Origin of the sequence: Streptomyces sp. NPDC096311 (assembly GCF_044763085.1) — a bacterium.
In the GTDB taxonomy this organism is placed as follows: Bacteria; Actinomycetota; Actinomycetes; order Streptomycetales; family Streptomycetaceae; genus Streptomyces.
On record NZ_JBIWFN010000011.1, the window covers coordinates 343,839 to 356,922 of the forward strand.

13 protein-coding genes are annotated in these 13,084 nt (G+C 72.7%); 6 read left to right on the forward strand and 7 right to left on the reverse strand.

Annotation, left to right across the window (positions count from 1 at the left end):
• Positions 1-8: 8 nt before the first annotated feature.
• Positions 9-1,568, reverse strand: a complete 1,560-nt coding sequence (locus tag ACIRA5_RS28445; protein WP_403695057.1) for a hypothetical protein — start codon at positions 1,566-1,568, stop codon at positions 9-11.
• A 37-nt stretch (positions 1,569-1,605) separates the two neighbouring features.
• The gene (locus tag ACIRA5_RS28450; protein ID WP_235455802.1) at positions 1,606-1,800 is read right to left on the reverse strand and encodes a hypothetical protein; all 195 of its coding nucleotides are present in this window, start codon (positions 1,798-1,800) and stop codon (positions 1,606-1,608) included.
• Between the two features lie 360 nt (positions 1,801-2,160).
• On the opposite strand from ACIRA5_RS28450, the gene ACIRA5_RS28455 reads away from it, so the two are divergent.
• From ACIRA5_RS28455 to ACIRA5_RS28475, 5 genes are all read left to right on the forward strand, one after another.
• Positions 2,161-2,553, forward strand: a complete 393-nt coding sequence (locus ACIRA5_RS28455) for an ankyrin repeat domain-containing protein (RefSeq protein ID WP_403695060.1) — start codon at positions 2,161-2,163, stop codon at positions 2,551-2,553.
• A gap of 300 nt (positions 2,554-2,853) precedes the next feature.
• Complete coding sequence (locus ACIRA5_RS28460) at positions 2,854-4,272, forward strand: HEAT repeat domain-containing protein (RefSeq protein ID WP_403695062.1); 1,419 nt, start codon at positions 2,854-2,856, stop codon at positions 4,270-4,272.
• A 139-nt stretch (positions 4,273-4,411) separates the two neighbouring features.
• On the forward strand, positions 4,412-5,536 hold the full coding sequence (locus ACIRA5_RS28465) for a glycosyltransferase family 4 protein (RefSeq protein WP_403695064.1): 1,125 nt from the start codon (positions 4,412-4,414) through the stop codon (positions 5,534-5,536).
• The gene (locus ACIRA5_RS28470) at positions 5,533-6,687 is read left to right on the forward strand and encodes a glycosyltransferase (protein ID WP_403695067.1); all 1,155 of its coding nucleotides are present in this window, start codon (positions 5,533-5,535) and stop codon (positions 6,685-6,687) included. The genes ACIRA5_RS28465 and ACIRA5_RS28470 overlap by 4 nt, the downstream gene beginning before the upstream one ends.
• Positions 6,684-7,541, forward strand: a complete 858-nt coding sequence (locus ACIRA5_RS28475) for an SGNH/GDSL hydrolase family protein (protein WP_403695070.1) — start codon at positions 6,684-6,686, stop codon at positions 7,539-7,541. The genes ACIRA5_RS28470 and ACIRA5_RS28475 overlap by 4 nt, the downstream gene beginning before the upstream one ends.
• Positions 7,542-7,568: 27 nt before the next feature.
• On the opposite strand, the gene ACIRA5_RS28480 is transcribed toward ACIRA5_RS28475, so the two are convergent.
• From ACIRA5_RS28480 to ACIRA5_RS28500, 5 genes are read right to left on the reverse strand one after another with little or no spacing between them, the layout of a single operon-like run.
• A complete protein-coding gene (locus ACIRA5_RS28480; RefSeq protein ID WP_403695073.1) occupies positions 7,569-8,444 on the reverse strand; it encodes a biotin-dependent carboxyltransferase family protein in 876 nt (291 codons plus the stop codon).
• On the reverse strand, positions 8,441-9,085 hold the full coding sequence (locus ACIRA5_RS28485) for an allophanate hydrolase subunit 1 (protein WP_403695075.1): 645 nt from the start codon (positions 9,083-9,085) through the stop codon (positions 8,441-8,443). The genes ACIRA5_RS28480 and ACIRA5_RS28485 overlap by 4 nt, the downstream gene beginning before the upstream one ends.
• On the reverse strand, positions 9,082-9,840 hold the full coding sequence (locus tag ACIRA5_RS28490; protein WP_403695077.1) for a LamB/YcsF family protein: 759 nt from the start codon (positions 9,838-9,840) through the stop codon (positions 9,082-9,084). Before ACIRA5_RS28490 ends, ACIRA5_RS28485 begins: the two co-directional genes overlap by 4 nt.
• A 30-nt stretch (positions 9,841-9,870) precedes the next feature.
• A complete protein-coding gene (locus ACIRA5_RS28495; RefSeq protein ID WP_403695079.1) occupies positions 9,871-10,701 on the reverse strand; it encodes a putative hydro-lyase in 831 nt (276 codons plus the stop codon).
• Positions 10,698-12,017 (reverse strand): MFS transporter, encoded by a 1,320-nt coding sequence (locus tag ACIRA5_RS28500; RefSeq protein ID WP_403695082.1) that lies wholly within the window; start codon positions 12,015-12,017, stop codon positions 10,698-10,700. Before ACIRA5_RS28500 ends, ACIRA5_RS28495 begins: the two co-directional genes overlap by 4 nt.
• Positions 12,018-12,189: 172 nt before the next feature.
• On the opposite strand from ACIRA5_RS28500, the gene ACIRA5_RS28505 reads away from it, so the two are divergent.
• Positions 12,190-12,894 carry a GntR family transcriptional regulator gene (locus tag ACIRA5_RS28505; RefSeq protein ID WP_403695085.1) on the forward strand — a complete coding sequence of 235 codons (705 nt, stop codon included), beginning with the start codon at positions 12,190-12,192 and terminating at the stop codon, positions 12,892-12,894.
• Positions 12,895-13,084 lie beyond the last annotated feature (190 nt).

The following is a 13,084-nucleotide window of genomic DNA, read 5'->3' on the forward strand; positions in this document are numbered from 1 at the left end:
TCCCGGGCTCAGGTCTCCGCTACCGCGGCCTCCGCGGGGATGGGGGCCGCCTCTGCCGGCGTCGTGCGTTCCGGCAGCAGGTCGAGGACGGCGCGTCGATGGGTCTCGCTGGTCGCGTCGTCGTAGGGGTCCGGCGTAGCCGGAACCTGGAGGCGCAGGACGGGACCCGCGCCCAGCCGGGCGTACCCGCGGCCGGGCGGCACCTCCCGCGTAGGAGTGGTGTGCGGCGGCGCGCCGAGGACGGCTTCCAGCTGGACCGGAGAAGCCGGACCGAGGACCACGCGCGCGCGGGTGTGCTGCTGCACGGCCTCGCTGAGCGCCTCGAGATCCTCGAACTGCTCGGCGATGACGACCGTGACGCCCGCCGCGCGCCCGTGCCGGAGCGGGAGCTGAAGGAGTACCTGGGGATCGTTGTGGCCGTCGTCGGCGGCGAAGTGGCCGAGCGCGCTCGGCCGGTCGAGCAGGATCCACAGGGGGTTCTTGGTGTCGTCGGGGGCCGGATGCCCCGCCTGCCGTGCGCGGTTGGCGGAGATCAGCCGCCGCTCCGTCTCGTTCGCGGCCCACTCCAGACTCGCGAGCGCCCCGGCGAGGCCGGACTCGACGGCGAGGACGCCGGCCCGGCCGGTCAGGCACGCGTACTCGCCGGTGCCGCCGCCCTCGACGATGACGACATCGCCGTACTGAAGGGCCTGGAGTGCGATGGAGCGCACGAGTGTGGTCGTGCCGCTGCCGGGGTTGCCGGCGATCAGCAGGTGCGGCTCGGTGGAGCGGATGCCGGTGCGCCAGACGACCGGGGGGACGTCTCGCTGTTCCTCCCCGTAGGTGAGGGGGAGGGTGCGCTGGACGTCGGCCGGGTCGGTGAACCCGAGGACGGTCTCGCCGGGTGAGGAGACGAAGCGCTGGGCGGCGATGTCGGTGGGAAGCGGCGGGAGGACGGTGACGGTGAGCTCGTTGCCCTCCTGGTCCCAGTCGAAGTGGTACTCGCGACCACGGCCCGACTTGGCGTGCAGAAGCTGCTCGATCCGGGCCCGGGACTCCGCCTCGCCGTCCGTGAAGTACGCCGGGTAGCGGATGAGCAGCCGGGACACACGCCCGTCGTCGTCGAAGTCGTGCGTGGGGAAGGCCTTCTCCCAGTCGCCGCCATGGGCGTACAGAGGGGCCGGGTCCTCGGCCACGGAGAAGTACGGGACGAGGGCGTCGTACAACGACTGGAGTCGTTGGATCTGCGCCTCGTCGGGGCCCGCGGGCTCCGACGAGGCCGGCTGACGGCCCGTCCACGCTGCCGCCGCCATCAGGGTGATGGCGGCGAGCAGCGGTCCGTACGGCGCCAGCGCCACGACCAGGATCACCGAGGCCACCAGGAACAGCAGCGGCCCGCGCCGGTCCTTGGGGGTGGCGGCCCACTTGCGCCCGCCGGCGGCTGCCAGCCGGCGCAGTCCACGGGTGACCGTGATCAGTGGGTGGAGGACGTCGGTGGCGCTGTCGGCTGCCGTTCGGGCCAGCTCCCGGCTTCGGGCGATCTGTGCGCTGCCGTTGCTGAGGATGCGAGGGAGAGGGCGCCGGGCCACTGCTGTCTCCTGAAGGTGCGTGCGAGGGGCAGGGACGTCAGAACTTGATCCCGCCGAGGAGGCTCGCCAGGCTCTCCCCGCCGGCCTTGATGCTCGGCGCGATGGCCGTGCTGGCGAGGTAGAAGCCGAAGAGCGAGGACACACAGGCGTGCGACGCCTTGAGTCCGTCCTTGCGGAAGAAAAGGAAGACGATGATGCCGAGCAGGACGACGCCTGACATGGACAGAATCATTTGTGCTCTCCTGGTTCGCGGGGACAGTCACCATGAGTACTTCCAGGATCACAGGATGTATCCATACGATAAAAGGTGCAACTGAGTGAAATTCGGCTGATTTCATCCAGTCGGCGGAGCCGTTCCGGGCCCCCTGGGCAGGTCTGTTGCCCCCTGTCGGCTCTTGGGCGGCTTGTGGTGATCTTTGCCTCGGTCGGCGCCGGTCATGTGCCGCCGGAGCCAGTACGCTGGCGAATCACCCGTACGGCCGCACACTTCGCTGTCGTACGGACCTGCGCATGACAGCCCACCCGCTGTCGTACGCTCCCGCAGTCCCCCATGACGTAGCTGTCGTTGTCCTTGTGAGAGGTGGTCCGGCCGATGAGTGAAGCCCCCGACCCCGAAGTCGTGGAGCTGGCGACCAAGATCTTCGATCTGGCGCGCCGAGGGGAGACCGAGGCGCTCGTGGCGTATGTCGACGCGGGTGTGCCGGCCAACCTCACCAACGACCGCGGTGACTCGCTGGTGATGCTCGCCGCCTACCACGGCCACGCCGAGGCGGTGCGCGCCCTGCTGGAGCGCGGCGCCGAGGCCGACCGCATCAACGACCGCGGCCAGACCCCCCTCGCGGGGGCCGTCTTCAAGGGCGAGGCGGCGGTCATCCGCGCGCTTCTGGACGGCGGCGCCGACCCGGCCGCAGGCACCCCCTCGGCCGTCGACACCGCCAGGATGTTCGGCAAGACGGAACTGCTCGAATGGTTCGGGGCGCGCTGATCCGGCCGCGCTGACCAGGTACAACACCGAAAACGGGGGAGGCGGTACGGGGCCGCCGGAAATACGGTCGCGGCAAGAAGAACTGCCGAGTCATCATGACGTCGTGATTCACGGACGCGATGGCTGGGCAGGTGTTGCCGCACCGCGCGGGCCGTGACGCGGCCCGTATGGGCCACCGACGAGAGGCAGAGGAAGATGGTCTACAGCAAGCAAGAAACGGCGGGCGCTCCGACGTGTTGTCACGCGGCCAGGTAATGCAGGATCCCGGTTGCGTCGACGCTTGATGTGAGGCTGTTTCCCATGTTCGATCCGGTCATAGCGCCCAGCGGTACGCTGCTCGGCCTGCTTCAGAGGGGCCGCGGCGACGGTACGCTGCACGCGCTCACCGCACCGCGAGCCGAAGCGCTCGCGGCACTGAACCACTGTGTGCTGCGCGATCCCCGCCACGACTGGCAGGTGGAGAACCGCTCCCTGTACTACGCCCGTCTCTACCTCGACCTGAGCGGTGAGCTCGACGAGATCGAGCGGCACCTCTTCGACGCCGAGGACGTCCTCGACGACTGCGAGTCACGCACGGGGCTCGCCCTCGCGGTCCTCGGCCACCTCGCCTCGTACGGCAGGCGGGACGCCCTGGAACTGCTGCGCCGTTACGCCGCCTCCGGCACCAACTGGGCCTGGGCCCTGGACGAGCTGGCCCTGCGCGACGACGACGCGGGACTGCGCGCCCTCGCCGTGCCCGTCCTCGCCCGCTTCCCGGCCGATCCGGAGGGCGAGGCCGCGCTCGTCGCCCAGGTGCGCGACGCCTTCGAGCCCCGGCCCTGGCGGCTGTGGGCGGACGACTCCCGCGAACCCATCGCCACGCGTGTGCGGGCAGCCCAGGAACAGGGCTCCTTCGACCGTTGGCAACGGCAACTGCGCCCCACCGGACCACGTCCGGGGTGGAGCGTGCGGGCCGTGTTCGAGTGGGCCCAGCAGGGCCTCGACCGCGGAGCCGCACTCCATGTGCCGGCCGCGCGCTGCCTCACGGCCGTCGCGGGTCCCGAGGACCGGCCCGAGATTCTCCAGGCCGCCCGGGACGGCGGCGACGGAGCCCGCTGTACCGCTTTGCGCTACCTCGCCGACAGCAACGATCCGGACGCTCTCGATCTGATCGAGGCCGCCGCGACCGGCGGCACGGCGACCGTCGGGCAGGCCGCCGTCGACGCGTTCGAACGTATGCGCAGTGTCGCCGCCGTCGAGCGGGCCCGACGGTGGGCCGGGCGGCCCGACGCCCTCGGCGCCGCCGCGGGACGGATGCTCGCTTGCCGGGGCGGCACCAAGGACAGCGAACTGGTGCTGGGCGCCCTGCGTGAGGCCGTACGCGGCGAAGGCCCCGACGCACCCACACTCTGGACCCTCGTCGACGGAGCCGGGCGCCTCGGCATCGTCTGCGCCGCACCCGTGCTGCGCCATGTCTACCGGGAGACGGCGTCGTCCCATCTGCGCGGGCGAGCCGCCCGCGCTCTCGCCGCCACCGACCCCTCCTTCCCTGCCGGCTTCGCCGTCGAGTGCCTGTGGGACTGCGAGGAGTCGACCCGCGAGGTGGCCGCTCGACACGCCGAAACCGGTGACGCGCGCGTCGTCGATCAGTTGCGGCGGCTGGCGTCGGATCCGGCCGAGGAAGCGGAAGTACAGACGGCCGTACGCAGCCGGATCGGGCCGGACGCACCCGCCGTGTGAACGGGAAGTGACTCGCGGGTCAGGAGGGCGTGGCCGCGGGCTGACCTGGAAAAGCGTGCAGTACAACGCTCACGGGGCGTTCCCCGGTAGGAAAGATCGACGTTGACGCGGCCACGTCCAGCACGGCGACAACACGGGTATGCGTGTCGTCATCGTGACCGAATCCTTTCCCCCCGATGTGAACGGCGTGGCCCACTGCGCGCTCCAGACCGCCCGGCACCTCGTCGATCGCGGTCACGCTCCCCTCGTCGTCGCCCCGGCCACTGCGGCCGGGCACGGGCCCGACGCCCTCGCGCCGTGCCCCGTCGTCCGTGTCCCCTCCCTACCGCTCCCCGGCTACCCCCAGGTCCGCGTCGCTCTCCCCAGCCGACGCGTCGCCGCCGCGATCACCGAGCACCGCGCCGACATCGTCCACCTGGCCAGTCCCTTCATCCTCGGCGTCCGCGGCATGGCGGCCGCCGCCCGGCTCGGCGTCCCCGCCGTCGCCGTCTACCAGACCGACCTCGCCGGTTACGCCCGTACGTACGTGGGCGCGGGCGAGGCCACCGCCTGGCGGCGTATCCGCTCCGTCCACGCCGCCGCCGACCGGACGCTCGCCCCGTCCAGCGCGGCCCTGCACGACCTGGAGGCACACGGTGTGCCCCGGGTGCGGCTGTGGCCGCGCGGTGTGGACACCACCCGCTTCCGCCCCGAGCACCGGGACGAGACCCTCAGGCGCGAACTGGCGCCGAACGGCGAGCTGATCGTCGGCTACGTCGGCCGGCTCGCCCCCGAGAAGCAGGTCGAACTGCTCGCCGGAGCCTGCGGCCTGGAAGGCGTACGTGTCGTGATCGTGGGCGACGGGCCCAGCGAGACGAGCCTGCGCGAGGCGCTTCCCGGCGCTGTCTTCCTCGGGCGTCGCACCGGCGACGAACTCGCCCGGATCTTCGCCTCCCTGGACGTCTTCGCGCACACCGGCCCCTTTGAGACCTTCTGTCAGACCGTCCAGGAGGCCATGGCCAGCGGCGTACCGGTCGTCGCACCCGCCGCGGGCGGACCGCTGGACCTGGTCGCACACGGCCGTACGGGGCTGCTGGTGCCGCCCCGCGACGAGGCCGCCGTGCGCGACGCGGTGGGGGCGCTCGCCGCCGATCCGGCGCTGCGAGCGGCCTACGGTGCCGCCGGGCGGGCCACCGTCGAGGGCCGCACCTGGGCGGCCGTCGGCGACCAGCTCATCGACCACTACGCCGACGTGCTCACCGCACGGACGGTGGTGGCGGCATGAGCCTGCGCATCGTACGGCTGGCCAACTTCGTCGCCCCCGCGTCGGGCGGTCTGCGTACCGCCCTGCGGGAGCTCGGCAGCGGCTACCTGGCCGCAGGACACGAGCCCGTGCTCATCGTCCCCGGCGAGCGCGCCACCGACCGTGAGACCGAGCAGGGGCGGGTCATCACGCTGCCCGGTCCGCTGCTGCCCGGAACCGGCGGCTATCGCGTCCTCACGGACAAGCGGCGGGTCGCCCGGCTCCTGGAGTCGCTCGCGCCCGACCGCCTCGAAGTCTCCGACCGGACCACCCTGCGCTGGACCGGGGTCTGGGCGCGGCGCGCCCGGGTGCCCGCGGTCATGGTCTCCCACGAGACCGCCGACGGCGTGCTGCGGACCTGGGGGCTCTCCGAGGGAATGGCCCGCAAGGCGGCCGACGCCCTCAACATCCGTACGGCGCACACCTACGCGCGGGTCGTGTGCACCACGGAGTTCGCGGAGCGCGAGTTCGTCCGCATCGGGGCCCGCAACGTCGTACGGGCCCCGCTGGGCGTCGACCTGGCCGGCCGCCACCCCGGGCTGCGCGATCGCGAGGTGCGCGAGCGGTACGCGCGCGCGGACCAGGTGCTGCTCGTGATGTGCTCCCGGCTGTCCGTCGAGAAGCGGCCCGGTACGGCGCTCGACGCGCTGGAGGCGCTGCTGCGGCGCGGCGAGCGTGCCGTGCTCGTCGTCGCAGGGGACGGGCCGCTGCGGGCCCGGCTCGAACAGCGGGCCCGGGAGCGGCGGCTGCCCGTCACCTTCCTCGGGCATGTCGCCGACCGCGCACTGCTCGGCGCGTTGCAGGCCTCCGCCGACGTGTGCATGGCGCCGGGGCCCGCCGAGACGTTCGGGCTGGCCGCCCTGGAGGCCATGGCCTGCGGGACGCCCGTGGTGGCCAGCGCGGTGTCGGCGCTGCCGGAGGTGGTCGGCTCCGCCGGAGCCACCGCCGCGGACAGCGGGGACTCCTTCGCGGACGCGGTACGCCTGCTGCTGGGGCGCCCCGAGGCCGCGCGCAGGGAAGCCGCACGCGCGCGTGCGGAGTGTTTCGGCTGGGGCACCGCCGTGGAGGCGTTCCTCGCCGCGCACGACGCGGTGGTCGAGTCCCGGCCCCGCCTCCAGGAGGGCGTCGGATGAGACCCCTTCGGTTCGTCGCCCTCGGTGACTCGTTGACCGAGGGCGTGGGCGACCCCGTCGGCGAGGCCTGGCGGGGCTGGGCCGCGCTGCTCGTCGACGGGCTGTCCGACGGTCCGGACACGTCCGTGGAGTTCACCAACCTCGCGGTGAGCGGGGCCCAGACGCGCGACGTCCTGGAACGGCAGACTCCGGCCGCGCTGGCCCTGGGGCCGGACGTGGTGTCCGTCGTGATCGGTGTGAACGACACCCTTCGCTGCACCTTCGACATCCACGCCGTGGCCGCGCGGCTCGACCAGGTGTACGCGGCGTTCCGGGCCCAGGGCGCCGTCCTGCTGACCGCCTGCCTGCCGGATCCCGGCGCGATGCTCGGGCTGCCGGGGGTGCTGGCCAGGCCCCTGGCCCGGCGGCAGCGGGCCGTCAACACGGTTGTGCACGCCCTGTCCGAGCGCCATGGAGCCGTGCATCTGCACGCGGCGGAGGGCGCCTGGCTCATGGACCGTGCGATGTGGAGCGCGGACCGGCTGCACCCGGGGGAGCGGGGGCACCGGCAACTCGCCCTGCGTTTCCACGCGCTGCTCGAACAGGAGGGCATCGCCACCGGGGACACCCCCTCGGCCGAGCCGGAGTTCCCCGCGCCCACACGGTCGGCCAGTCTGTGGTGGCTGGCCACCGCGGGGACGGGGTGGGTGGCCCGGCGGTGCACCGACCTGCTGCCGCAACTGCTCACCCTGGCCGCCGCCGAGGTGCGACACCGGGCGCGCGGCACCAGCGCCCGGCTCGACCTCAGCGCCTCGCACGCCGTGGCGTCCGCGCTGGCCGCCCTGTCGGTGGCGGAACAGCCGGACGCGGCATGACGGTTCGAGGCGGTGGGCCGACGCCCGTCAGCGGCAGCGGCGTCGTACGGCCATGAAGTGCACCGGCGTGCCCGGGACCGCCTGAGCGGCCGCGGGGAGGTCGGCGCCACGGACCACCGCGATCACCGGGTACCCCCCGGTGGTCGGATGGTCGGCGAGGAAGACGACCGGTCTGCCGTCGGGCGGCACCTGCACGGCGCCCAGCACCATGCCCTCACTGGGGAGTTCGCCGGAAACGGCCCTCTCCAGTGAGGGCCCTTCCGTACGCAGCCCTATGCGGTTGCTCGCGGAGGACACCCGGTAGGTGCCCGTCACCAGGGTCCGCAGGGCCGAGGCCGTGAACCAGTCGTCGCGCGGGCCCGGTGTCACCCGCAGGACCAGCTCCGAGGGCGGCCCCGGATGCGGAACCACGTCCACACGCGTGTGCATCCCGTCGGGGCGCCCCAGAGGCAGCACCGTGCCGTCCGTGAGCGGCGGCGGACCGAGCCCCGAGAGGAGGTCCGTGGAGCGGCTGCCGAGGACCGGATCCACGGCCACTCCGCCCGCGACGGCCACATAACTGCGTACCCCCGCGCGGGCCGGGCCGATGTCCAGCAGGGCTCCGGCGGGGACGCGCACGGGCGCTCCCCAGGGCGCCGGACGGCCGCCCACCGTGACCGGGCAGGGCGCGCCCGTCACGGCAACGGTGACCACCGAACGCGGGCGCAGGGCACATCCGTTGAGCGTCGTCTCCAGTACGGCCGCCTCGACGGGGTTGCCGACGAGCCGGTTGGCCAGCGCCGCGGCGGGCGCGTCCAGCGCGCCGGAGCGGGGTACGCCGAGGTGGGCGTGGCCGGGGCGGCCCCGGTCCTGGACGGTGGTCAGGGCCCCGGCGCGTACGACGGCGAGGGCCCGGTCGGTCATGAGCACCCCGCCGGTACGAACCGGACGGGCGTCCCAGGGGCGAGCAGCGCGGCCGGCACGCGCGCGTGGTCCCACAGCACCGCGTCCGTCGTGCCGATCAGCTGCCAGCCGCCCGGCGAGGAGCGTGGGTAGACGCCCGTGTACGGGCCCGCGAGCGCCACGGAACCCGCAGGAACCGCCGTCCGCGGAGTCGCCCGGCGCGGCACGTCGTACCGGGCCGGCAGCCCCGTGAGATAGCCGAAGCCGGGCGCGAACCCGCAGAATGCGACACGGAACTCGGCCGCCGCGTGGATCGCGGGCACGTCGTGTTCGGGCACCCCCCACAGAGCCGCGACATCCGCCAGGTCGGGACCGTCGTACCGTACGGGGATCTCGATCGCCTCCTCCGCGCGCGCGGCGTGCGGTGGGATCTCCCACCCGGGGAGCTGCTCCGCCAGCCGCCGGGGGTCCTCCAGACCGTCCAGGAGGACCGTGCGCGCCGCGGGGACGATCTCCGCGGCCGAGAGCGAGCCCTCGGCGCGGCGGCGCAGCAGTTCGGCGTGCAGGGCCTGGGCCGCCGCGACCGAGGAGACCTCGACGAGCAGAGCGTGGTCACCGACCGGCAGCGCCCTCGTGCCGCCGACGGCGGGAACAGCCTTCATGCGAAGGCCTTCACGTGCACGCCCGAGGACTCCAGACGCGCGCGGACCCGACGTGCCAGGTCCACCGCGCCCGGGGTGTCGCCGTGCAGGCACAACGAGCGGGCGCGGACCGGGATGCGCGCACCGGAGTGCGACGTGACCATGCCGAAGCGGGCCAGGCCCAGCGAGCGCTCGACGACCGCCTCGGCGTCCGTGATCACCGCGTCGGCCTGGGTGCGGGGCACCAGGGTGCCCTGCTCGGTGTAGGCGCGGTCCGCGAACGCCTCCGTGGCGGTGGGCAGTCCGGCCTGCTCGGCCAGCTTCAGGAACCGGGAGGACGGGAGCCCGAGTACGGGCAGCGCGGCGTCCGCGAGCAGCACGCCCTCGACGACCGCCGCCGCCTGCTCCTCGTCGTGCACGACGCGGTTGTAGAGCGCGCCGTGCGGTTTCACGTACGACACGCGCGCCCCGGCCGCGCGTGCGAAGACCTCCAAGGCGCCGATCTGGTAGGCCACTTCGGCCGCCAGCTCGTCGGGCGGCACGTCCATCGCGCGCCGCCCGAAGCCCGCCAGGTCGCGGTAGGAGACCTGGGCGCCGATCCGTACACCCCGCTCGGCCGCCAGCTCGCACACCCGCCGCATGGTGGCCGCGTCCCCGGCGTGGAAACCGCAGGCCACGTTGGCGCTGGTCACGACGGACAGCAGTTGTTCGTCATCGGTCAGCCGCCAGCGGCCGAAGCCCTCGCCGAGGTCGGCGTTGAGGTCGATCGGGGTCATGAGGTGCGGTCTCTCCTTCGTCGGTCGTTCTCAGGCCACGCGGTACTGCTCGTCGCGGGCGTCGGTGAGGAACATCTGTCCCGGTGCGTGGGTGATGGCGAAGGGCGGGCGGGACGCCATCACGGCCGCCTGGGGTGTCACCCCGCAGGCCCAGAACACCGGGATGTCGTCCGGCTCGGAGTCCACCGCGTCGCCGAAGTCGGGGCGCGAGAGATCCTCGATGCCCAGCCCCGACGGCTCTCCGCAGTGCACCGGGCTGCCGTGCACGGCCGGCAGCAGGCTGCTCTCCCTGATCGCCGCGGCCACATGCTCGGGAGGGACCGGGCGCATCGACACCACCATCGGTCCGTGCAGCCGCCCGGCGGGACGGCACTCGCGCTCCGTCACGTACATGGAGACATTGCGGCCCTGCTCGATGTGGCGCATCGGGACGCCCGCCTCGGTCAGCGCCCACTCGAAGGTGAAGCTGCATCCGATGATGAACGACACCAGGTCGTCGCGCCAGCGGTCGATCACGTCCGTGGGCTCGTCGACCAACTCGCCGTGCTCCCACACCCGGTAGCGCGGCAGGTCCGTGCGCAGGTCCGCGTCCTGGGCGAGCGGGGTGGTCCAGGAGCCGGCGTCCGTGACGTCGAGGACCGGGCAGGACTTCGGGTTGCGCGTGCAGAACAGCAGCATGTCGTACGCCCAGTCGGCGGGCACCGAGATCAGGTTCGCCTGGGTGTGGCCGGTGGCGACTCCGGCGGTGGGACCGGACACGCCCGAACGGAACCGGGCGCGCGCCTCCTTGGGGGTCCACCGGTGCGCGTGGCCGTCGATGGGGCGGAGGCTCGAAGGGCGTTCCTGGAGGGTGTGCTTCACAGCAGTTCCTTCCCACGCGTCTCGGGGAGTCCGATCAGTGCCAGGGCGGCGAGGGCGTAGCCGATCGCGCCGAAGACCAGGGCGCCGCCCACACCCCAGCTGTCGGCCAGGAAGCCGACGGTGGTGGGGAAGGCGGCCCCCACGGCGCGCCCGGTGTTGTACGTGAAGCCCTGCCCGGTGCCGCGCACCGCCGACGGGTACAGCTCGCTGAGGAAGGAGCCGAACCCGCTGAAGATCGCCGACATGCAGAAGCCGAGCGGGAAACCGAGCACAAGGAGAAGCGTGTTGGCGCCGCTCGGAATGTTGGCGTAGGTGAGGACGCAGGCCGCGGAGAGGATCGCGAAGAGCAGGATGTTCCGTTTGCGGCCCAGCTTGTCGGTGAGATAGCCGCCGGTGAGGTAGCCGATGAAGGCCCCGGAGATCAGGAACGTGAGGTAGCTGCCGGTGCCGACGACGGACAGACCGCGCTCCGTCTTCAGATACGTGGGCACCCAGGTGGCCAGCGTGTAGTAGCCGCCCTGGACGCCGGTGGAGAGCAGGACCGCGAAGAAGGTGGTGCGCAGCAGGCCGGGACCGTCGGCCGAGGCGGGCTTGAAGATCGCGACGAACGAGCCCTTCTCGGCGCTCTTCTCGCGCACGGCGGCCGCCTCCGGGGCGTCCTGCACCCGGCGCCGCACCCACACGACGAGCAGTGCGGGCAGCGCGCCGGTCCAGAACATCACGCGCCAGGCGAGGTCGTCGCCGAGGAACTGGAAGACCAGGGTGTAGACGATCACCGCCAGCCCCCAGCCGACGGCCCAGGAGCTCTGGATCGCGCCGAGTGTGCGCCCCCGGTGCCGGGCGCTCGAGTACTCGGCGACGAGGATCGCGCCGACCGCCCACTCACCGCCGAAACCGAGGCCCTGAAGGGCACGGAAGACCAGCAGTGTCTCGTAGTTGGGCGCGAAGCCGCAGGCCACCGTGAACACCGCGTACGTGATCACGGTGATCATCAGTGCCTTGACACGTCCGATCCGGTCCGCGACCACACCCGCGATCGCGCCGCCGACCGCCGAGACGACCAGCGTCACGGTGGTGAACAGACCGGTCTGGCCGCTGTCCAGGCCGAAGTACGCCGCCAGCGCGACCATGCTCAGCGGCAGCGTGAAGTAGTCGTACGAGTCCAGGGCATAGCCGCCGAACGCGCCGGCGAAGGCCCTGCGGCCCTGCGGACCGAGGGCGCGCAGCCAGGCCAACGCGCCGTCGTCCGAGGTGAGTTCGCCCGTTCCGGGGTGTGCGCCGGTGGTCAGGGCCTGTGGTGGAGGGGTCGTGCTCATGGGCACCTCGCAGTGGGAGGACGGAGGGTGCTTGAGGACTGAGCCGTGCCGTGCGGAAGCCGTCGGCGCTCGGGCGAGCGGGCGGCGCCGTGTGTAGCAAGGTAGAGGATCGTTGAACGATCCCTCAATACCCCTGTTGTTTCGTTCTTATTTCTGCGATTGAATTCCGGGCATGGCAGAGCTGACGGGACTGGCCGACGATCGCGCCCTGCTGGGCCGCACCAGCACCGCCGAGCGGGTCTCGGACATCCTCAGGAGCCGTATCGCCGAGGGGTACTTCCCGCCCGGGACACGACTGTCCGAGGACAGCATCGGCGGGGCGCTCGGTGTCTCCCGCAACACACTGCGCGAGGCGTTCCGGCTGCTCACGCACGAACGGCTCCTGGTGCACGAGCTCAACCGCGGGGTCTTCGTGCGGGTGCTGACCGTCGAGGACGTCGAGGACATCTACCGCACCCGCACCCTCGTCGAGTGCGCCGTGGTCCGTGGCCTCGGCGAGCCGCCGTACGCCGTGGACGGCCTCGCCCAGGCCGTCGCCGACGGGCAGCGGGCGGCGCGCGAAGGTGACTGGAAAGGCGTCGGTACGGCCAACATCCACTTCCACCGGGAACTGGTGGCGCTCGCCGGGAGCGACCGCACCGACGAACTGATGCGCAGCGTCTTCGCCGAACTGCGCCTCGCCTTCCATGTGGTGGCCGACCCGCGGCGACTTCACGAGCCGTACCTCGCGCGCAACCATGAGATCCTCAAGACGCTCCGGGCGGGCGACCGCGACGGGGCCGAGCGACTGCTCGCGGTCTATCTCGACGACTCGCTCACCGGGGTCGTGGAGGCTTATGCGCGGCGGGTCGCCGACGGGGCGCAGGGGATCGGCTGAACCGGGTCGTGGTTCTCGGGGACGGCCGCGGCGGCGGTTCGCTCCGCCACGCTCGCCACTGCTCTCGGCGCTGCTCTCGCGAGGCGCTGTGCGGAGCCGTCGTGACGTGCGGCGTGGAGCCGGTGTGACGGGCTGCGTGGAGCCGTCGTGACGGGCTGCGAGGGGCCGGTGTGACGGCGGTCGCTTCTGC